20 protein-coding genes are annotated in these 18,954 nt (G+C 66.8%); 11 read left to right on the top strand and 9 right to left on the bottom strand.

The features are described 5' to 3' along the window. Positions 1-16 precede the first annotated feature (16 nt). Both B7438_RS13590 and B7438_RS13585 read left to right on the top strand, forming a co-directional pair. Positions 17-1,675, top strand: a complete 1,659-nt coding sequence (locus B7438_RS13590) for a class I SAM-dependent DNA methyltransferase (protein ID WP_256922030.1) — start codon at positions 17-19, stop codon at positions 1,673-1,675. Continuing rightward, positions 1,665-2,717 (top strand): hypothetical protein, encoded by a 1,053-nt coding sequence (locus tag B7438_RS13585; RefSeq protein WP_085370138.1) that lies wholly within the window; start codon positions 1,665-1,667, stop codon positions 2,715-2,717. The genes B7438_RS13590 and B7438_RS13585 overlap by 11 nt, the downstream gene beginning before the upstream one ends. 226 nt (positions 2,718-2,943) lie before the next feature. On the opposite strand, the gene B7438_RS13580 is transcribed toward B7438_RS13585, so the two are convergent. The 4 genes from B7438_RS13580 to B7438_RS13565 form a co-directional block, all read right to left on the bottom strand. Beyond that, a complete protein-coding gene (locus tag B7438_RS13580) occupies positions 2,944-3,306 on the bottom strand; it encodes a DsrE family protein (protein WP_179150823.1) in 363 nt (120 codons plus the stop codon). Then, a complete protein-coding gene (locus B7438_RS13575) occupies positions 3,303-3,572 on the bottom strand; it encodes a metal-sensitive transcriptional regulator (RefSeq protein ID WP_085370136.1) in 270 nt (89 codons plus the stop codon). Before B7438_RS13575 ends, B7438_RS13580 begins: the two co-directional genes overlap by 4 nt. A 67-nt stretch (positions 3,573-3,639) precedes the next feature. Next, on the bottom strand, positions 3,640-3,996 hold the full coding sequence (gene trxA, locus B7438_RS13570) for a thioredoxin (protein ID WP_085370135.1): 357 nt from the start codon (positions 3,994-3,996) through the stop codon (positions 3,640-3,642). A gap of 2 nt (positions 3,997-3,998) precedes the next feature. Next, entirely contained in the window at positions 3,999-4,181 is a 183-nt protein-coding gene (locus B7438_RS13565; protein ID WP_085370134.1) for a hypothetical protein, read from the bottom strand. Between the two features lie 110 nt (positions 4,182-4,291). Between B7438_RS13565 and B7438_RS13560 the strand changes: the two genes are divergently transcribed. Then, positions 4,292-5,947, top strand: coding sequence for an FAD-dependent oxidoreductase (locus B7438_RS13560; protein ID WP_085370133.1), 1,656 nt, complete (start codon positions 4,292-4,294; stop codon positions 5,945-5,947). A gap of 83 nt (positions 5,948-6,030) precedes the next feature. Continuing rightward, entirely contained in the window at positions 6,031-7,068 is a 1,038-nt protein-coding gene (locus B7438_RS13555) for a YeiH family protein (protein WP_085370132.1), read from the top strand. A gap of 6 nt (positions 7,069-7,074) precedes the next feature. Here B7438_RS13555 and B7438_RS13550 read toward each other — a convergent pair whose 3' ends face one another. Together B7438_RS13550 and lgt are read right to left on the bottom strand one after the other, a co-directional pair. After that, positions 7,075-7,965 (bottom strand): LysR family transcriptional regulator, encoded by an 891-nt coding sequence (locus tag B7438_RS13550; RefSeq protein WP_256922029.1) that lies wholly within the window; start codon positions 7,963-7,965, stop codon positions 7,075-7,077. 109 nt (positions 7,966-8,074) lie between these two features. After that, positions 8,075-8,977, bottom strand: coding sequence for a prolipoprotein diacylglyceryl transferase (gene lgt, locus B7438_RS13545; RefSeq protein WP_085370130.1), 903 nt, complete (start codon positions 8,975-8,977; stop codon positions 8,075-8,077). 635 nt (positions 8,978-9,612) lie between these two features. On the opposite strand from lgt, the gene B7438_RS13540 reads away from it, so the two are divergent. The 4 genes from B7438_RS13540 (at position 9,613) to B7438_RS13525 (ending at position 13,485) form a co-directional block, all read left to right on the top strand. Further along, positions 9,613-10,158, top strand: a complete 546-nt coding sequence (locus B7438_RS13540; protein ID WP_218775166.1) for a hypothetical protein — start codon at positions 9,613-9,615, stop codon at positions 10,156-10,158. A gap of 96 nt (positions 10,159-10,254) precedes the next feature. After that, complete coding sequence (locus tag B7438_RS13535; RefSeq protein WP_085370129.1) at positions 10,255-10,977, top strand: thioredoxin domain-containing protein; 723 nt, start codon at positions 10,255-10,257, stop codon at positions 10,975-10,977. Further along, positions 10,974-11,846 carry a cytochrome c biogenesis CcdA family protein gene (locus B7438_RS13530; protein ID WP_085370128.1) on the top strand — a complete coding sequence of 291 codons (873 nt, stop codon included), beginning with the start codon at positions 10,974-10,976 and terminating at the stop codon, positions 11,844-11,846. The genes B7438_RS13535 and B7438_RS13530 overlap by 4 nt, the downstream gene beginning before the upstream one ends. Beyond that, a complete protein-coding gene (locus B7438_RS13525) occupies positions 11,839-13,485 on the top strand; it encodes a bifunctional UDP-sugar hydrolase/5'-nucleotidase (protein ID WP_179150822.1) in 1,647 nt (548 codons plus the stop codon). Before B7438_RS13530 ends, B7438_RS13525 begins: the two co-directional genes overlap by 8 nt. On the opposite strand, the gene B7438_RS20600 is transcribed toward B7438_RS13525, so the two are convergent. Next, positions 13,475-13,831, bottom strand: a complete 357-nt coding sequence (locus B7438_RS20600) for a DsrE family protein (protein WP_085370126.1) — start codon at positions 13,829-13,831, stop codon at positions 13,475-13,477. The genes B7438_RS13525 and B7438_RS20600 overlap by 11 nt on opposite strands. Before the next feature lie 160 nt (positions 13,832-13,991). On the opposite strand from B7438_RS20600, the gene B7438_RS21040 reads away from it, so the two are divergent. From B7438_RS21040 to B7438_RS13505, 3 genes are all read left to right on the top strand, one after another. Then, positions 13,992-14,327: a rhodanese-like domain-containing protein gene (locus B7438_RS21040; RefSeq protein ID WP_085370125.1), complete on the top strand. Its 336-nt coding sequence runs from the start codon at positions 13,992-13,994 to the stop codon at positions 14,325-14,327. A 61-nt stretch (positions 14,328-14,388) separates the two neighbouring features. Beyond that, on the top strand, positions 14,389-15,762 hold the full coding sequence (locus B7438_RS13510; RefSeq protein ID WP_085370124.1) for an MBL fold metallo-hydrolase: 1,374 nt from the start codon (positions 14,389-14,391) through the stop codon (positions 15,760-15,762). 59 nt (positions 15,763-15,821) lie between these two features. Next, complete coding sequence (locus tag B7438_RS13505; protein ID WP_256922028.1) at positions 15,822-16,631, top strand: sulfite exporter TauE/SafE family protein; 810 nt, start codon at positions 15,822-15,824, stop codon at positions 16,629-16,631. Between the two features lie 230 nt (positions 16,632-16,861). On the opposite strand, the gene B7438_RS13500 is transcribed toward B7438_RS13505, so the two are convergent. Both B7438_RS13500 and B7438_RS13495 read right to left on the bottom strand, forming a co-directional pair. Next, a complete protein-coding gene (locus tag B7438_RS13500) occupies positions 16,862-17,263 on the bottom strand; it encodes a DUF302 domain-containing protein (RefSeq protein ID WP_085370123.1) in 402 nt (133 codons plus the stop codon). Positions 17,264-17,278: 15 nt separating this feature from the next. Beyond that, complete coding sequence (locus B7438_RS13495; protein ID WP_085370122.1) at positions 17,279-18,754, bottom strand: multicopper oxidase family protein; 1,476 nt, start codon at positions 18,752-18,754, stop codon at positions 17,279-17,281. Positions 18,755-18,954: the final 200 nt, after the last annotated feature.

Raw genomic sequence — 18,954 nt, 5'->3', positions numbered from 1 at the left:
GCTAAAGAATGGCAGGGTGAGTTCCGTGTCCCTGCTTGATGCCTCTGACACGTCGGAGCTGCGCAAAGCGCGGGGCGCATTCTTCACCCCGCAGCCGTTAACCCGGTTCATCGCCGAGTGGGCGATCCGCACGCCTGCCGATCAGGTGATGGAGCCCTCGGCGGGTGATGCTGCATTCCTCGTCGAGGCGGTACGTCGGCTGGTCGAACTGGGTGTGGCGGGTCCCACCGTTGCCGGTGTCGAGATCCATGAGCACAGCGCTCGCGTCGCGCGCGAACGCATCACCGACGCTGGCGGTGCTCCCAACATCACCCACAGCGACTTTTTCTTGGTCGATCCTGCTCCTCGGTACGACGCGGTAATCGGGAACCCTCCCTATATCCGGTACCAAGACTTCACCGGTGAAGCCCGCAGCCGTTCACGCGCAGCAGCGCTCAAAGCCGGGGTGGCTCTGAGCGGGCTCGCGTCGAGCTGGGCCGCATTCACCATTCAGTCGGCCCTGTTTCTGCGCCCCGGGGGCCGCATGGGGTTGGTGCTACCTGCAGAGCTATTGAGCGTGAACTACGCAGCCCCAGTCCGGCAGTTCCTCTTCGACCGGTTCAGAAGTGTCGAGTTGGTGCTGTTCACTGAGCGCGTCTTTCCCGAAGCTGAGGCGGACGTCGTCCTCCTTCTCGCGGACGGCTTCGATGAGGGCCCCACGGATCACGCCACCATCCACGAAGCCCGCGACGCTGAAGCCCTCGAAACGCTTGGTGTGCCCCTCACCTGGTCGCCTAAGACACCGGCGGACAAATGGACTGGCCTCCTGATCGGTGCGGAAGCACTTCGACCTCTGCGGGAGCTGCGTGAGTCGGGGGCATTCAATGTGCTCGAAGAATGGGGCGACACGACCTTGGGGATGGTGACGGGTAACAACGGATACTTCGCCCTGTCACCTGCCCGCGTGAAAGAACTCGGCCTGAGCCGAGCAGATCTTTTGCGGTTGTCTCCTCCGGGCAGCTCACATCTTCGTGGGCTTTCCCTCACTCGGCACAACATGACCGACCTGGGCAACGCAGGCAAGGCGACCTGGCTGTTCCGCCCCGGGGATACCCCCTCTGCGGCTGCTGAGGAGTACATCAAGGCTGGCCACACCGCTGGCGTCGACCAGGCGTACAAGTGCCGCGTCCGACGCACTTGGTACCAAGTGCCACTCCTTCCGCCGGCTGACTTGCTCCTGACGTGCATGAACGCCGACACGCCTCGACTGACGACCAATGAGGCGGGCGCGCTGCACCTCAATTCAGTACACGGTGTCTACCTCTCGGCCGAGCACAGGGAGCTCGGCCGAGAGTTACTGCCGCTCGCCAGCCTGAACTCGGTGACTCTGCTGAACGCGGAAATGGTGGGCCGCTCCTACGGCGGCGGCATTCTGAAGATCGAGCCCCGGGAAGCAGACGCCTGGGCCATGCCCTCGCCCAGCCTTGTGACAGCACGCGCGGACGCGCTTCGCGCCATCAAGCCGCGTGTGGCCCGACTTCTACGCACGGGTGAACTGCTCGAAGCCGTCCAAGTTGTCGACCAGGCCCTCCTATTGGACTCCGCAGAGCTGACGGATCATGACGTCGACGTCGTGCGCCGGGCACACCAGACGATGACCTCACGACGAGTAGCAAGGGCAGAAAGTGGCCGCTGAACAATCCGCCCGGTCCAAGGCATGGGCGGTCTTTGACCGGATCTGCTCCGACGCGGCTCCTGGCGGCATCCACACCAATCCTTGGGCTCAAGGGGCCGACGGTGAAGTCCGCTACGACCCCGACTATGACGTCCTTGAAAAGCTTCTCGGGGTCCCTCTGTACTTGGAGGCACCGACAACCTCCGGTGTCCCTGCTCTGGCTCTGGACGTGTGGGTCTCTTACGAGCTGCGCCGTGCCGGTTTCGATCGGAATGCAACGTGGCCACGCGCCGAACATCCTCGAATCCTGCCGACGGCGATCGCGAACCTGCTTCAAAGTCTGAAAGGTAAGGAACGCGCGCAGCTCGTCGCCCGCCTCGCAAAGCCCACACCGATGAAGGGTGTTGTCTCGGCTTCAGCGAACATCCTGGGGAAGAACTACCTCAAGCAGGTCGACGTCGTGATGTCGGACTGGGACACCGGGCCCGAGCTGCTGATCAGTACTAAGCGCATGGACTCCAGCTTCGGCAAGAACGCTGCGAACCGGGTAGAGGAAAGCTACGGCGACGCGAAGAACCTCCGGCTCAGGCACCCCCTCGCTGCTCTCGGCTTCGTCTACGGTCTGCGTTCAACAATCCTGACTGAGGAAGCGAAAAAGGCGAGGTGGCTGATCGACCTCCTTCAAAAGCTCGGTCGGGAAGACGACGCCTATCACGCAGTCGCTCTCATCATGATCGAGTACGGCTCTGAAGTGCCCGCCGAGAGCGACGTGGATCAGGACGATACCGAGAACCCTCTCGCGGCCGCCGGCCTCGAACCGGACGAGAACGAAGTCGAGAACGAAGACGAGGTGGAGGAAGTTCCCGCCTCGGCTATTGACGAAGCGCTCGATAACCTGCCGCGCGTGACCATCCGTCACGACGAGGTGCCGCCGGCACTCCAACCGTCGCGATTTCTAGAGCTCATGGTGCGGAGAGTCATTGACGCCACTCCAGTCGATCGTCACGAGGAAGCCCGAAAACGACTGGATAACCCCCGAAAGGCTGAGCGCGCATCTAATTAAGATCGAGCTTGCTGCCGAGCCGGCTTTCGCACTGGCTGCTGTTGACATGGGCCACTAGCCCAAACCGGCCGTGCTCGACGAGGGGCGCCCACGGTGCGGAAAACGATCGTTTTCGGAAGGCTTCACTCGGTGGTCAGCGCTACTACCCGGGCATCGCCGCAGCGCCAAGCGAGTCGTGCCACCTGAATAGCCTGCGAAACGCTCGTGAGGAATGGACGCGACGGCATTACGGCCGCAAGTACGCCCAGCCATTTCGCTGTCGGATCACGAGATGAGCGATTCCCGACGGAACGATAACGGAGTCCGGCACGAGTTGTTCAGGGCCGATTTCCATACTTCGAAGGGTGTTCTGGCAGGCGTCGACGATGAGCCCGCCGTGTTGGAGGGCGCGGAGGGTCTCGCGGTGCGGGCTATCCGGTAGGACGATGCTGATTCCCGGCCCGTGGACGACGAGTTCAAGATCGGTTCCCGCTCCGAGCGCGTCCATGAGGTTGCGGATGTTCCGCAGGACAGCGCCGTGCTTGATCGGATCGGCCTCGTTTAGGTGGATGACCACACCAGCCGTCGGTGCCTCGTTCACTGTCTTCATGCCAAAGTCAGAAAGAGTTTTTGCAGCTCTTCGACCGTCATCGGGTCGGAGGTGTCGTCGGGGTCGGTCAGGCATTTCTGCATGGCGGTGGAGATGATCTGGAAGCCGGCCTTGTCGAGCGCACTCGATACTGCGGCGAGTTGGATTACGACGTCGCGGCATTTGCCGCCGTTCTCGACGGCCGCGATGACGGCGCTGAGCTGACCCTGCGCGCGGCGGAGCCGATTGAGCACGGGCTTGATGTCAGAGGCGGTGGTGGTGGCCACGGTATGTTCTACTTTCTCGATGGCGCCGAAGGGGGCGTTGCGGTACCCGCCAGGGTATCTCTTCGGCTCAGGTGCGGGCCTTGGCGGCGGTGAGCTCCGCCCGATCGATGGCGCGGATCTGACCGATCAGATCCTCGAGGTCCCGAGCGGCGAGGGCTCCGGGCTGTGAGAACACGAGGATCCCGTCGCGGAAAGCCATGAGGGTGGGGATCGAGGTGATCCCGGCGGCCGCGGCGAGCTCCTGCTCGGTCTCGGTGTCGACTTTGCCGAACACGATGTCCGGGTGCTGTTCGGATGCGGTCTCGAAGACGGGGGCGAACATGCGGCAGGGGCCGCACCAGGCCGCCCAGAAGTCGATCAGGACGATGTCGTTCTGCTCGATCTGACCCTTGAGCGTGTCGGCGGTGAGGGTGACGGTGCTCACGGTCAGCCGCGTCCGAAGAGCCGGCCGAAGAACCCGCCACCGGAGGCGGCAGCCTTCTCGGCGTCGGTGTGGTTGCCGTTGCACCACTGGTTTGCGGGCACGCGCCGGCGCACGTCGGCGACGTGCTGACCGCAGCCGCTCCAGGTCGTCTTGCCGCAGACTTTGCAGGTGGCGGGGTAGCACATGGGCTGGAACTCTCTTTCTCGGGTCCGGTAGGGGTGGTTCTGTATACCCCCCTCCGTATAGTACGATACCGGGGAGGGTATAACCAAACCGCCCTCGGGAGGTGCACAGGATGAAGACCGTGATCGTCGGCGGAGTCGCCGGAGGAATGTCTGCCGCGACACGATTGCGCCGGCTCGACGAGACAGCGGAGATCGTGGTGTTCGAGCGCGGCCCGTACGTCTCGTATGCGAACTGCGGGCTGCCCTATTACGTCGGCGGCGTGATCACCGATCGGTCATCACTCCTTCTGCAGACCCCGCAGTCGTTGGCGGCCAGGTTCCGGCTCGATGTGCGCACCGGCCACGAGGTCCTTGGGATCAATCCGGTTGCGCGCACTGTCTCGGTGTTCGACCTCGCCGCGGGCGAGACCATGACCGAGAGTTATGACGAGCTGATCCTCGCGGTCGGTGCTACCGCGAGGGAGGCCGCGGGGCATCCCGGCATCCCGACGCACACCCTCCGCACGGTGGAGGACGTGGACGCGATCAGCGTGCTGGTGGACGCGGCAGCGGACAACCCTTCCGCCCTCGTCCTCGGCGCCGGCTTCATCGGCCTCGAGGCCGTCGAGAACCTGGTGCGGCGCGGCATCCACGTGACCCTCATCCAACGGTCGGCGCAGATCCTCACTCCACTGGATCCGGAGATGGTGGCTCCGTTGGCGGCGCAGCTGCGCAGTCACGGCGTCGACGTGCGCACCTCCGTCACTGTCGACACGGTCGAGGCGGGGGCGGTGCTGCTCAGCGACGGCGCGACGGTTCGGCCGGACTTCATCATCGACGCGTCGGGTGTCGTGCCGAGCGTGGACCTCGCGCGCTCGGCCGGGCTCCGGCTGGGGCCGACCGGCGGGATCGCGGTCGATGCCCGCAACCGCACCAGCGACGCGCACATCTTCGCCGTCGGCGATGGCGTCGAGAAAGTGGATGCGCTCAGCGGCGCAGAGACGCTCGTCACCATGGCCGGGCTCGCAAACAGGCACGGCCGCTCCGTCGCCGACGTCATCGCCGGCAGCAAGGAGCAGAACACGCCCGCCCTCGGCACCGCGATCGTGAAGGTCTTCGACACCGTCGCGGCGAAGGTCGGCTGGGGGGAACGGCAGCTCACCGCTGCCGGGCGGGCGCACCGGGTCATCCACACGCACCCTGCCTCGCACGCCACCTACTACCCGGGCGCCCAGTCCATGTCGATGAAGCTGCTCGTGGACCCGGAGACGGATGCGATCCTGGGCGCGCAGATCGTCGGCGGCGAGGGTGTCGACAAGCGTATCGACGCGATCGCGGTCGCCATGGCGGGCGGGATCACCGCCTCCGGTCTGATGCGTCTCGAGTTGGCGTATGCCCCTCAGTTCGGGTCGGCGAAGGACCCGATCAACCAGCTCGGTTACGTCGCCGACAACCTCCGCAGCGGTACCACCCGCTCCCTGCAGTGGCACGAGCTCGGCGCCGCGCTGGACGCGGGCGCCACCCTGGTCGATGTGCGCACGGCCGGTGAGCACGCGGCCGGCTCGATCCCCGGCGCTGTGAACATCCCGGTCGACGAGCTGCGCAACCGGTTCGCCGAGCTGCCGGCCGGCCCGATCGTGGTGCACTGCCAGGTGGGCCAGCGCGGTCACACCGCCGCGCGCATCCTCGACCAGCATGGGTTCGACGTCGTCAACCTCGACGGGGGCTACCGCACCTGGGTGGCCGGCACGTCGCAGGCTGCGCCCGTACCGGTCAGATCGGCTTGATGGTGTGGCGTCACAAGCGCTACTTGTGACGCCACAACCGGCTCGATCTAGCCGGATTCGGGCAGATCCGTCACGGTCGAAGCATGGAATTCTCTCCCGTCCGGACTCTGCCGAGAAGGATCGCTGCGCGGGGAGCCGAGGTCGCGCCCGGCGTTGGCCTGACCGTTCTGATCGCGCTGGTCGCTACCGGTGTCTCGCGCGTCGTGCCAGCGGTCGGCAGCGCCCTCCCGGCCCTCGTCATCGGAATCGCGGTGAGTCTGATTCGCCGGCCAGGCGCCCGGTTCGTGCCGGGCATCGGCTTCTCCGGGAAGTTCGTGCTCCAGCTCGCGGTCGTCCTGCTCGGTGTCCAGCTCTCGTTGTCGAGCGTGCTCGTCGTGGGTGTGCAGTCCCTTCCCGTGATGCTCTCCACGCTGGCGGTGTGCCTCCTCGCCGCATGGGGCGTCGGCCGGGCTCTACGCATTCCGCGCCGGGAACGCGCCCTGATCGGTGTTGGGACCGGGATCTGCGGCGCGTCGGCGATCGCGGCGATCTCCCCCATCATCGGCGCCGCGAGTTCGGAGATCGCCTACGCGGTCTCGACGATCTTCCTGTTCAATGCGGTCGCCGTGCTGGTGTTCCCGCTCATCGGGCATGCGCTGGGGATGAGCACCCATGCGTTCGGTCTGTTCGCGGGAACTGCGGTGAACGACACGAGCTCGGTGGTCGCCGCCGCGAGTCTGTTCGCGACCTCGGCGCTCGGCTTCGCCGTCGTCGTGAAGCTCGTGCGCACGCTCATGATCGTCCCGATCAGCATCACGCTCGCCGTGGTCGAGCATCGGCGGGCGAACGCCGGTGCTCCGCTGACCGTGCGGCGGTTGATCGGTCTCGTCCCGTGGTTCCTCGTCGGATTCCTCGTCGTCGCCACGGCCAATACGCTCATCGCGGTTCCCACCGACCTGCACGAGGGGCTCGTGACGGCGAGCGTGTTCCTGGTAGCGGTGGCGCTCGGGGGTATCGGCCTGTCCACCGATGTGGGGGCGATCCGTCGCGCCGGCTGGCGGCCGCTGCTGCTGGGCGCCGTGCTGTCGACTCTCGTCACCGTCACCAGCTTGGGAGTGCTCGCCATCAGCGGGCAGCTCTGACCGCCGTCACGAGATCGCGTGCACGACCTCCAGCAGCGGACGTGCGCTCGCGGGCACGCCCGACCCGCTGCGTCGCCACACCGCGGTCAGCGGCCGGGTGATGCGCAACTGCCGGATCGGGACCTTGACGAGGGTCCCGGCGGCGATCTGCTCGCGCACAGCGAGGATGCTCAGCACGGCTGGGTGGTCGCCTGCCGCAGCGGTCGCGCGGATCGCACTGGTGGAGGAGAGCTCCAGCGCCGGCCGAACCGGCGGATGACCGGCGCCCGTCAGGGCGCGCTCCACTGCGAGACGGGTGCCGGAGCCGCGTTCGCGGGAGACCAGGGGAGCGCGGGCGAGCTCCTCCGCTGAGATGCCGCGGGCCCTCCGCGCCCACGGATGGGTGCGTCCGACGACCACGACCAGCTCATCCGACGCGAACTCCATAGTCGCCAGATCGGTGGGCACATCCGGCGTCTCGATGAACCCGATCGTCGTCGCCGAGCTGCGGACGGCCAGGAGGACCGCTTCGCTGTTCGCGGCCGTCAGCTCGATGCGCGGCCCACGCACACCGGTACTCAGCGCCGTGAGCCAGCGCGGCGCGAGATGCTCCGCGATCGTCATGCTGGCGGCGATATGCAGCGTGTCGTCCGTCGTCTGGCGCAGGGAGGCGACGGAGGCGTCGAACCGTTCCGTGGCGTCCAGGAGGTCGGCGGCCCACTCCACGATGAGGGCGCCGGTCTCGGTCGGATGCGCGCCCCGAGTGCTGCGAACGAGCAGAGCAGCGCCCAGATCCAGTTCCAGCGCCGCGAGCCGCATCGAGGCCGCCTGTTGCGTGACGCCGGCTTCGCGGGCTGCGGAGGAGATGCTACCCGTCCGGGCGACCGCCACCAACAGCCTCAGGCCTGCAATGTCCACGAGCACCTCAGTCTTCGCACTCGCCCACGCTATCCCTCCTCGACGCCCGAGCTTCTCGCGGCGGCGCCGAAGTCAGCAGTTGCACCGATCCCTTGGCGGCGGCTGCCGGTCAGCTCCGCTGAGCTTCGACGGTCGTCCGTTCGGCCGCTTGGGGTTTCAGGTCGGTGAGTGCCGGCCGCAGATAGGGGGAGGGTTCGGCGCCCGGGTGTCGACGGGCCTGGACGATGAACAGCGTGATTCCGACGGCGACGGCGGCGAAGGAGGCCCACACGTTCGCGGGGATTCCCAGCCACCCGTCGCTGGTCGGGTCGATGCGGATCGCTTCGAGCCAGCTGCGGCCGAGTCCGTACCAGATGAGGTAGAGCGCGAGCACGCGACCCCACTGCAGGCGGAATCGCCGCTCGAGGAGCAGGATCAGGGCGACACCGACGAGGTTCCAGATGATCTCGTAGAGGAAGAGCGGGTGGAAGAGCGTGTCGGGCGGCATGCCGGCGGGGAACTTGGGATTGGTGGCCTCGATCTGCAGACCCCACGGGAGTGTAGTGGGGAGGCCGAAGAGTTCGTGGTTGAAGTAGTTGCCGAACCGCCCGAGTGACTGGGCGACGAGCAGCGCTGGGGCGAGCGCGTCGGCGAACGCCCAGAACCGAAGACCTGCGCGTCGGCAAGCGATGTAGACGCCCAGTGCTCCGCCGAGGAGCGACCCGTAGAGCGCGTTGCCGCCGTCCCAGATGGCGAAGACATTCCAGAGGTTCGCGCCGGGGTAGAAGTAGTCGCCGACGTGGGTGAACACGTGGTAAAAGCGGGCGCAGACGATGCCGAGCGGCACGGCCCAGAGGACGACATCGAGCACGATTCCGCGGTCGACGCCGCGGCGACCGAGCCGGCGCGCGGTGATCAGGGCCGCGGCGATGATGCCGCTGAGAATGCACAGCGCATAGGCGTGCACAGTCAGTGGACCTATCTGGAACTGTGCAAATTGCGGGGGCGGGCTGGGGATGCTCAGGGCGAGCACGGATCTCCTCGTATTCAACCGACGGTGAGCTAGTGCATGTTCTGCCGAAGAGCGGAAGCGCAAAGCGGGAGCCGGACAGCGGGCAGTAAGTGTGTGTGCCGAGATGTTCGTGCCTTCTCGCTCGTTCCGACCGCGGGGCGTCCCAGCTCACGCTCCGACCCTAAAGCACAGGCCCTGACCAGCGCGGGGTAAGTAGTGCGCCGAGGCTAGCAGCGGCTGCGAATGTTCACACGGTCGGCCCTTCTCTTCCACTTCGGGGTTTCTGAGCTGTGAACGAGATCGCGGGCCCGCTTGCATGGGTGTGCGAAAACGATCGTTTGCGAGCAGCTCCTCGACCGGCGAGGCGTGCCGCGAAACTTCGCGGATCGCGTATTTGTCGACTTGATCAGTAAATGACGCTGTTTTGTGGTCGCTCCGTGGCGCGGTTAGACGCGTACCGTCTTGGATCGCATGAGTTACGAGACACAAAAGTTACGAGACAGTTCCCAGCAGCGATTGCCGGCCCGCAAGCGGGATCCGCACGGAACCGGATGCCCAGCCATAGGTGCTGGTGTGCAGCGCAAGCAGGGTCGTCGCGTGTATACCCCCAGGGTATAGTTGCGCGGACTATGCTAAAGCAACTCAAAGGAGATGTGGTGGACGCCAGCGAGCATCCTGGGGTGAACGAGCTTGCTCCGACCGCACGGCGATCGGTGGGGGCAGGCGTGAGTGTGAATGCTGCGCAGCTGCGTCGGAACCTGCAGGGGTGGCCGGCCCGGCGGTGGCTGACGGCCGCGGCGGTGGCTGTTGCCACCTTCCTCGTCGTGGGGATCCCGACCGATCTGATCGACACGCCGCTGTTCTCCCGCGCGGTACCGCTGACCCCGTGGTCGGTTCCTGTCCTCGTGTTGACTGCGGCACTGACAGGGACGCTGACGGCGACCTATGTCGGCCGCCCGTCCGGTGCCCGGCGCAGCACCGGCCGGCTCGGAGCCGTCGGCTCGCTGGCGTCGTTCTTCGCCGTCGGCTGCCCGGTTTGCAACAAGCTGGTGTTGATCGCGCTCGGCGCCAGCGGCGCGATTCGGTACTTTGCCCCCATGGAGCCCTATCTCGCCGCGGCCTCGATCCTGCTCCTGGTTGTGGCTCTTGTACGTCGCCTGATTTTCGAAGACTCCTGCCCCGTGCGGCCCGGGCGCGGGTGAAGCCTCGCGCCGCCCGGACCACCTACCGGCCCGATGCATCCTGATGCCAGCCAGTGTGATTGAATACCCCCGGTGGTATTTTTTGGAGGATGGGACATGGCGTTGAGCGATACGAAGTTTCGGATTGCTGTAGTGGCGTCGACGGTGGTGATAGGGCTCGCCATCACGGGCGGCGCATTATGGCTGACCGTCGGGCAGGCACCCGGCGCTTCTACGGGGCCTGGCTCTGCGGTTAGTTCGGCGGCAGCGAGTGCACCTGCCGTCCCAGATCTGGCGCGGCGCATCCCCGGGGACCCGCTGGCTCTGGGTTCGGTACACGCTCCGGTGGTGATGGTGGAGTATGCGGACTACCGGTGCCCGTTCTGTGCCGCGTTCGACAAGGAGACGCTGCCGGCGTTGATGAAGCGGTACGTCGATACCGGGGTGCTCCGGATCGAGTGGCGCGAGTTCCCCGTTTTCGGCCAGCAGTCCATCGATGCGGCGGTCGCGGGGCGCGCCGCCGCGCAGCAGGGCCTGTTCTGGCAGTACCATCACGCACTCTTCGCGCTCGCTCCTCGGATGGGTCACGCGGATCTCTCCCGGCAGGTTCTGATTGACACTGCCCGCACGGTGGGGGTGCCGAACCTGACCGCTTTCACCGCGGCGCTCGACTCGGCGAAGCTGCGCAGTCAGGTCATGTCCGATGCGGCTGAGGCGCAGGGGCTCGGCGCATCCGGAACTCCGACGTTCCTTGTGGGGTCCGAGCCGTTGGTCGGTGCCCAACCGTTGAGCGTGTTCTCGGAGGTTATCGACCAGCAGCGAAGGGCCGCCGGGCGGTGACGATCGGTTTCGCTGCCGCTTTCTTCGGCGGGGTGCTGACGCTCCTCAGTCCGTGCTCGGCGATGCTGCTGCCGGGCTTTTTCGCGTATGCGTTCGCGTCCAAACGCCGCCTCCTCGGCCGCACGGGTGTGTTTTACCTTGGGCTGGTGTCCACACTGTTGCCGCTAGGTGTGGCCGCCGCCTCGGTCGGGGTGTTCTTCAACGCCCACCGGTCCCTGGTGACGGCGGTAGGCGGGGGCCTGTTGATCCTATTCGGGATCCTCTATCTCGCCGGGGTTTCCTTCCCGCAGCGGCATGCGCGGCGCGAGGCGGGCACGAGCGTCCTCGGCGTCTATTTGTTGGGCGGCGCGAACGGATTGGCCGGCGGCTGCACCGGCCCGATACTCGGCTCGATTCTGACGATCGCCGCCATGGGCGGAAGCCCCGTGTATGGAGGTGCGCTCCTGGCCGTCTACGCCGCCGGCATGGCGTTGCCGGCTGCGCTGCTGGCGCTGCTCTGGGATCGGCTGCGGCTGGGACAGCGCCGCTTGCTGCGGACACGTCCATTGCGCATCGGCGGTTGGAGCGTCACGGTCGGGCAGGCTGTGGCCGGGGTGCTTTTCGTCGTGATCGGCTTGCTCATGATCGTCACCGACGGGACCAGTGATCTAGGCGGGCTGCTCTCGGCACAGCAGGACATCGGAGTCGAATCGTGGGTGCGCTCGATGAGTGGACCGGTCCTCGACGCCGCGGTGCTCGGCGCTCTTGCCGCCGCCGGTACCCTCATCCTCGTCGCCGCTCTGCTCCGGCCCCGACTCACTCGCAGCACAGCCGAGGCACGAGAGGCTCAGTCGGTGCGCGACGAACAGACGGAAGGTCATCGTGAGTAGAGAAGTGACGTTGATCCAGATCGGCGACATCCACGGGCACCTGTTGCCGCGTCCGAACCTGCGCTCTGACGGAACGGGCGGTAGCGAGGGCGGGCTGGCCCGCATGTTCACGCTGATCGACCGGGTCCGGGCCGAACATCCGGCAAACCTGCTCGCGAACACCGGCGACACCATCCAAGGCAGCGCTGAAGCTCTGTACACGCGCGGGCAGGCACTGGTGGAGGTGATCGACCGGTTCGGTGTGGATGCGTACGCTCCAGGGAACTGGGACTATCTCTACGGCAAAGAACGTTTTCTCCAGCTGTTCGGACCGGGCACCGGGGGTTCGGGTAACCGTTGGGGTGCGGTCGCGGCGAACGCCTACGATGCTGCGTCGGGCGACCTGCTGCTGCCGCCCCGGCGCATGGTCAGCGTAGGCGGCGTGCGCGTGGGGATTATCGGGCTGACCACGGAGCGGACTCTCGTCGCCCTCGGAGCGTGGGCAACCAAAGGAATCCGGTTCACCGGCGACGGAGCGGAGGTGCCCGGTCACGTCGCGGCTCTCCGGCAGGACGGCGCCGATCTCGTCGTACTGGTGTCGGAGTTCGGGCTGGCGAAGAACGTCCTGATCGCCGAACACCATCCCGGCATCGACGTGATCCTCTCGTCCGACATGCACGAGGAGACCCACGAGCCGGTGCTGACGACGACCGGGACTCTCGTGTCCGAGGTGGGTCAAGACGGTACCCGGCTCGCGCAACTAGACCTGACCGTCGGCTCCAACGGCGGGGTACGCGAGTGGCGATACCGACTGCATCGCATCGACGCGCAACTGCCACCTGACCCCGAGATCGAACGGCTGATCACCCGGTTGCGGTCCCCATTCGTGGACGGGGAAGGTCGGGAACCGCACCGGAACCCGATAAGCGAGGCGGTCCTTGACAGGCCGATCGACGAGACGGTCGGCCGTACCCTGATTGGGCTGCACCGGTCGAACTTCTCTCACCAGCCGGTCCCGGCCGTTGTCGCGGGGACCTCGTCCGACTTTCTGTCCACGGCGATCCGAGAGGTCGCAGCTACCGATGTCGCCCAGTTCCGGGGCTTCCGTTACGGCACCCACGTCGCGCCTGGCCCGATCCGTCTGGAGGACCTGTACCACTTCCTCGCCGTCGGTGCACAGATCGCCTGGACCACAGTCCGAGGCGAAGACCTCCTGAGCAACATTGAGGCATCGATCAATGGCAGCCTGAACCCTGACCCGTTTGCCTGGACCGGCGGGTGGATCCACGCCTACGCCGGCGTCCGCTTCACCCTGGACCCCTATCGCGAGAAGGGGGCACGCGCCCTCGGTGTCCAAGTGCAGAGATACCCGTCATCCGGCTGGGAGGACCTCCTCGAGCAGGCTGAGTACCGCTACGCGGGCTACTGGTTCCCGGCCGAGCCTGACCGGGTGGGCGGCATCACCGCAACGGGGCCGGTGAAGGTCCTACGAGAACCGGACGGCGCGCCACGGGACGTCACTGATGTGGTTGCCGAGTACTTGGCGCTGCAGGTGGTTCACGCCGAAGCTGGGCGGATCACCCTGCTGCGACCGTTGCCGGAACGGGTCGGCCGGGACCCGGAGATCCAACCGCTTGCAGGAGCGCACCTTAGAAGTTGAGGACGACGGCGCCTTCCCGGGCGTACTGGACCATTTGGTTGCGCGGCGACTCCAGCGCGATTCCCCGTTTCGTCATCTCCTCGATCATTCCGGCTGACTCTGCCGCGCTCCGGCAGGTGGAAACACGCACGCCTGCGGCGGCGAGCCGATCGATCCGCTCCCGGTATTCGACGCGCTCGGCCGTCTCGCCGGGGGTAGCGGCCAGCGCACTTTGGGCTGGCCCGAAGCAGAACACCTCGAGCTCCACGTCCTCCTCTTCAGCCGAGGCGATCCCCTCTGCCAGGCGGGAACCCCACCGCAGCGACGCATCATCGTCATGGAAGAGAAACACGACCGTTTTCGACATCAGGACCCTTTCGACAGCACGCCGACGCGGACAGCCCACGCCAGCAACCTGCCAATAATACCCGGGGTCGTATTTGCGGACCCTGAGGTTCCTATCTAGATTCGGCCGATGCGCCCCGCCGCCACTTTCGCGGCTGCGTTTCAGTGATACCCTAGGGGGTATGCAAGCGCGTGTTGAAGAGATCCCCATTGGCGCGGCCGCCGCTGCCATCCGAAATGGTGCGTTGGTCATCGATGTGCGGGAACCTGACGAGTACGAGTCGGGACATGTTCCCAGCGCCAGATCGATACCGGCGGCGACCGTTTCGAGCCAGTCTCGGCAGTTACCGAAGCGCGAGCCCGTCTATGTCATTTGCGCCGCCGGGAACCGCAGCCGAGCCGTCGCCGAGCACCTGGCCGGTCAAGGCTTCAACGCACTGACGGTCGTGGGGGGAACGCAAGGGTGGATCGCTGCCGGACACCCAGTGATCACCGGGCCTCACGCCGACCGCTCCTGACTTCTTCTAACCACTGGCCGCCCTACGGCAAGCCTCTCCAGATCAAGCGAATGGAATTCTGATGCCCGCCTCCATCCTCACCATCGAGACGCCCTCCCTCGGCGACCGCAGCTATCTCGTCCACGACGGAACGGTCGCCTTCGTCATCGACCCCCAGCGGGACATCGACCGGATGCTCAATGCTGCCGCGGACGCGGGGGTGCGGATCACTCACGTGTTCGAGACCCATGTGCACAACGACTACGTCACCGGCGGGTATGCGCTGGCGCGGAAGGTTGGGGCGCAGTATCTGGTGAACGCCGACGACGAGGTGTCTTTCCAGCGGACCCCGATCCGGGACGGCGACCTCGTGGAGGTCTCACCCGAGTTGCGGGTGCGGGCCATGCTGACCCCGGGCCATACTTTCACCCACCTCTCCTACGTGCTAGAGGGGGCCGAGCCTGTTGTGTTCTCCGGGGGGTCGCTGCTGTACGGGTCGACCGGGCGCCCGGACCTGCTCGGTGAAGCGCACACCGACGCGCTGGCGCACGACCAGTACCATTCGGCGCAGAAGCTGGCGACGGAACTGCCGCCGGAGACGAAGCTCATGCCAACACACGGGTTCGGCTCGTTCTGCTCCGTCACACCCAGCGGAGGCAACGCGACCGCCTCCACGATCGGCCAGGAGCGGATCGGTAACCCGGCGCTCAGCCAGGGTGAGGAAGAGTACGTCTCCGACGTCCTCGCCGGACTCGACGCTTACCCGGCGTACTACGTGCGGATGTCGCCGGAGAACGCGGCGGGGCCGTCGGCGGCGGACCTGAGCGAGCCGGAGCGTGCGGACAAGCAGGAACTCAAGCAACGCCTCGAGGCCGGCGAGTGGCTGGTCGACCTGCGCACCCGCACCGCCTTCGCGGCCGGGCACGTCCCCGGCACGTTCAACTTCGGTCTGGACGGTCAGTTCGTCACCTACCTGGCATGGCTCATCCCGGCCGGCACTCCGATCACCCTCCTCGGCGAGACGACGCAGGAGGTGGCGGATGCGCAACGAGACCTTGCCCGCGTCGGCATCGACCGGCCCGCTGCCGCTGCGACCGGTTCACCCTCCGAGTGGACGGATGGACCGCTGGCGAGGCTGGAGCAGGCGAGCTTCGCTGACCTGGCGCAGGTGCAGCACCACCGCCGGGTGACCGTTCTGGATGTGAGACGGAACGGCGAGTGGGCTCAGGGGCACCTCGCCGGCGCCGTCCACATCCCACTCAACGACCTCCTCACCCGCATGGACGAGGTGCCGGCAGGCGAGGTCTGGGTGCACTGCGCAAGCGGCTACCGGGCTTCCATTGCCGCATCCCTGCTCACGCGTGCAGGGCGCCGGGTCGTCTCGGTCGATGACTCCTTCGACCGGTCCGCCGCCGCAGCCGGCCTGGCTCTGGAAGCCGAGCACACCGCCGCCTGAGCTCACTCCTGGTGGGCGCTCATACCGGCGCCCACCAGCCGCTCCTCGGAAGGAACCCTGTGCTCGTTTTAGCCATCCCGCTCGGCCTGCTGGTCGGTATGAGTCTCGGTGCTCTCGGCGGCGGCGGCTCGATCCTTACCGTCCCGGCCCTGGTCTACCTGCTGGGCCAGAACCCCGCGGCGGCGAGCACGAGCTCTTTGCTGATCGTCGGTGGTACCACGCTGATCGGCATGCTGCCCCACCTGAGGGCGGGCCGTGTCCGGCTCGGCCAAGGCATCGTGTTCGGGTTGCTCGGCGTAGTCGGCACCTCCGTCGGCTCGTTCCTTGCCGCTGGTATCCCGGGGAACGTGCTGCTGCTGGCGTTCGCAGGTCTCATGCTGGTCGTCGCCGGCCTGATGACCCGCCGTCGGCGGGCCGAGACGCGTCGTACCGGCGGGCCCGCCACGGCACCCGAAGCTCCCCTCCTAGGGTTCTCGCCGTTTCGCTGCGATTGCCCTCGGGTGGTGATCCTGCTGCTAACCGCCACCGGCGTGGGCCTTCTCACCGGTTTCTTCGGCGTCGGCGGAGGCTTCGCTGTCGTCCCGGCGCTCGTGCTGGCATTGCGGTTGCCGATGCCGGTGGCTGTGGGCACGTCGCTGGTCGTGATCACCGTGAACAGCGCCACCGCCCTGGTTTCCCGGCTTGGCCACGGCGTGCAATTGAACTGGCCGCTGATCGCCACCTTCGCCGCCGCCGCGATCATCGGTAGCCTGCTCGGCAGTCGGATCACCGCCCGGGTCAGCCCGGCCCGGCTGAACCTGTGGTTCACCTTCCTGCTGATCGCCGTGGCGATCGCCACCGCAGTCAGCACGATTCTGCAACTGCACTGACGCTGCCCGTGAAGCGCCTCCCCAGGACCGGGGTCCGATCTTCACCTCACCCGCCCCGTTCTGGGACGCATCACTCCAGCCGCAGTGGCTTACGCCAGGGACACTGTCCGGCTGCGCACCATCGGCCCGGGGCGCTGGGAGCATCCGGTGCGCCTGAGCCTGCGAGCCGGAACATCGGCCGACGAACAAGGCCAAACTGCTTAAGCCGGCCTTTGCGTGCACGACTTGCACTACAGCGAGTCGAGGGCCGCCCGGAGTAGGGTGCCGGCCTCATCGGCGACCTTTTGCACCTCCGGTGACCCAGTCAGCTGAACCATCGTCTGCGGGTCGATCGCCTCCACGATGCTGGTTCCCACCGTGCCGGCGCCCCGGATGACGACATTGCAAGGCAGCAGGGCGCCGATCTGCGGGTCGGCCTTGAGCGCCCGCTGCGCGAGCTTGGGGTTGCAGGCACCCAGGATGAGGTAGTCGCCGACGGCGTCGGCGGCCTCAGCGCCGAGCTTGTTCTCGAACGTGCGACGCACGTCGATTTCGGTGAGGACACCGAAGCCTTGCTCGCTGAGAGCGGCCCGGACACGGTTGACCGCCTCAGGGAACGGCAGCGGGAGGGTGGTAGTGATTGTGTAGCCCATCAGGGTTCCTTTCGGTCAGGCCGCGCTGACGATGGCCATCATGCCAGCGTCTTCGTGGTCCAGGATGTGGCAGTGGTAGACGGTGCGGCCGGAGAAGTCCTCGAATGGGATCCGGACGCGGACGCTGCTGCGTGCGGGGACGTTCACCACGTCACGCCACACCGGCTGCGCCGACCCGTCCATCACCTGCATCGGCCACACGTGCAGGTGGATCGGGTGGTCCATCGGGCTCGTGTTGGTCAAGATCCATTCCTCCACGGTGCCCGCCGTGACGTTGGTGTCGATGCGGGCGGGATCGAAGGGGCGCCCATCGATCGTGAATGACATGCCGCCCATACCGCCCATGCCGCCGCGCATGCCGCCGGCCGTGCCGCCCATCCCCATCGCAAAGGTGAGCTGCCGGCGGGCGGCGATCGTTGCTGTGCTGAGGTCGCGAGGTTTCGGGTGGGGCGGTAGTGCGGGAAGGCCGGCAACCGTCGCGCCGGCGACGATGAAGGTGCCAAGCGTGACCGCCTGCTGATTGGGTTGCCCCGCACCGCTCATCATCCCGGACATGCCGCCCCGGTTCACGGGCAGAGTGCGAAGCGTGGAGGTACCGGTCGTGGCGGTCACCAGCAGGTCCGCGCGGTTGCCGGGTGCGAGTACGACCTCGCTCACCTCGGCCGGGTGCGCGGATCGGCCGGAGTCGATGCCGAGCAGCTGCAGCTGCTGACCGTCCAGTCGCAGCCGGAGATACCGGGCGGTGCAGGCGTTGACGATCCGCCACCGTTCGCGCTCTCCCGGCCGCACCACCATTCGTGGTGCGAGCTGCCCGTTCACTAGCACCGTGTCGCCCTCCCGGCCGATCATCCTCTCCATGGCCGTCGCGGCAGCGGGCTGCCCTGCGGCGTCCAGCGTGATGTCCGAGAGCACAAGCACGCGCTCTCGGGCGACGGGGATCGGTTTCGGGTACTCCACGATGATCGCACCATACAGTCCGGCGAAGACCTGGTGGGCGACCATGCCGTGGTGGTGCGGGTGGTACCAGTAGACGCCCGGCGGATGGTCGGCGGGCAGCCGGTACTCGTACTGGAAGCTGGAGCCGGGCTGGATGGTGACGAACATGTTGTCGGAGTTGCCTTCGGGCGAGACGTGCAGGCCGTGCACGTGCAGGTTCGTCGGCTGCGGCAGCCGATTACGCAGCAGCACTCGCACCAGATCCCCCGGCCGGATCCGCCAGGTGGGGCCCGGCAAACCGCCGTCATACATCCACATGGCCGCCCTGCGGCCGCCGATCTGCGCCATCGCAGGTGCGGCAGTCACAGTCATGTTCAAAACACCGCCGCTGCTGGCTTGCACCGGCGGCTGCGCAAAAGCGCCTCCACCGCCTCGTCGCGGAACGGACAGGTCCGGGATGCCGCCGGATCCAAGCAGGCCGGCGGTGCCGCCGATGATACTCGCCGCGCCCAGACCGCCGAGGAGGAGGGCCTCGCGTCTAGTGATCGGCTTCATCCGTCGTCCCCGTCGGGGCCGGTGAACTCTCCCCGGTCCCGCTTCACGCTCAGCTCAGCCGGTCTGTACTGCTCACGCAACACCGGACGCCCGGGAGCCACCGATCCGCGGCGTCCGCGATCGCGCCGACGCGGTCCAGCCAGCATCCAGTAGAGGAGCACGAGCAGCAGCACAGCGCCAATGGCGATCAGGCTCCCTGA

The organism is Leifsonia sp. NCR5 (assembly GCF_002105485.1).
Lineage (GTDB): Bacteria > Actinomycetota > Actinomycetes > Actinomycetales > Microbacteriaceae > Leifsonia.
The sequence above is the reverse complement of the archived record's forward strand: the minus strand, read 5'-3'. Positions and strand labels throughout refer to the sequence as shown.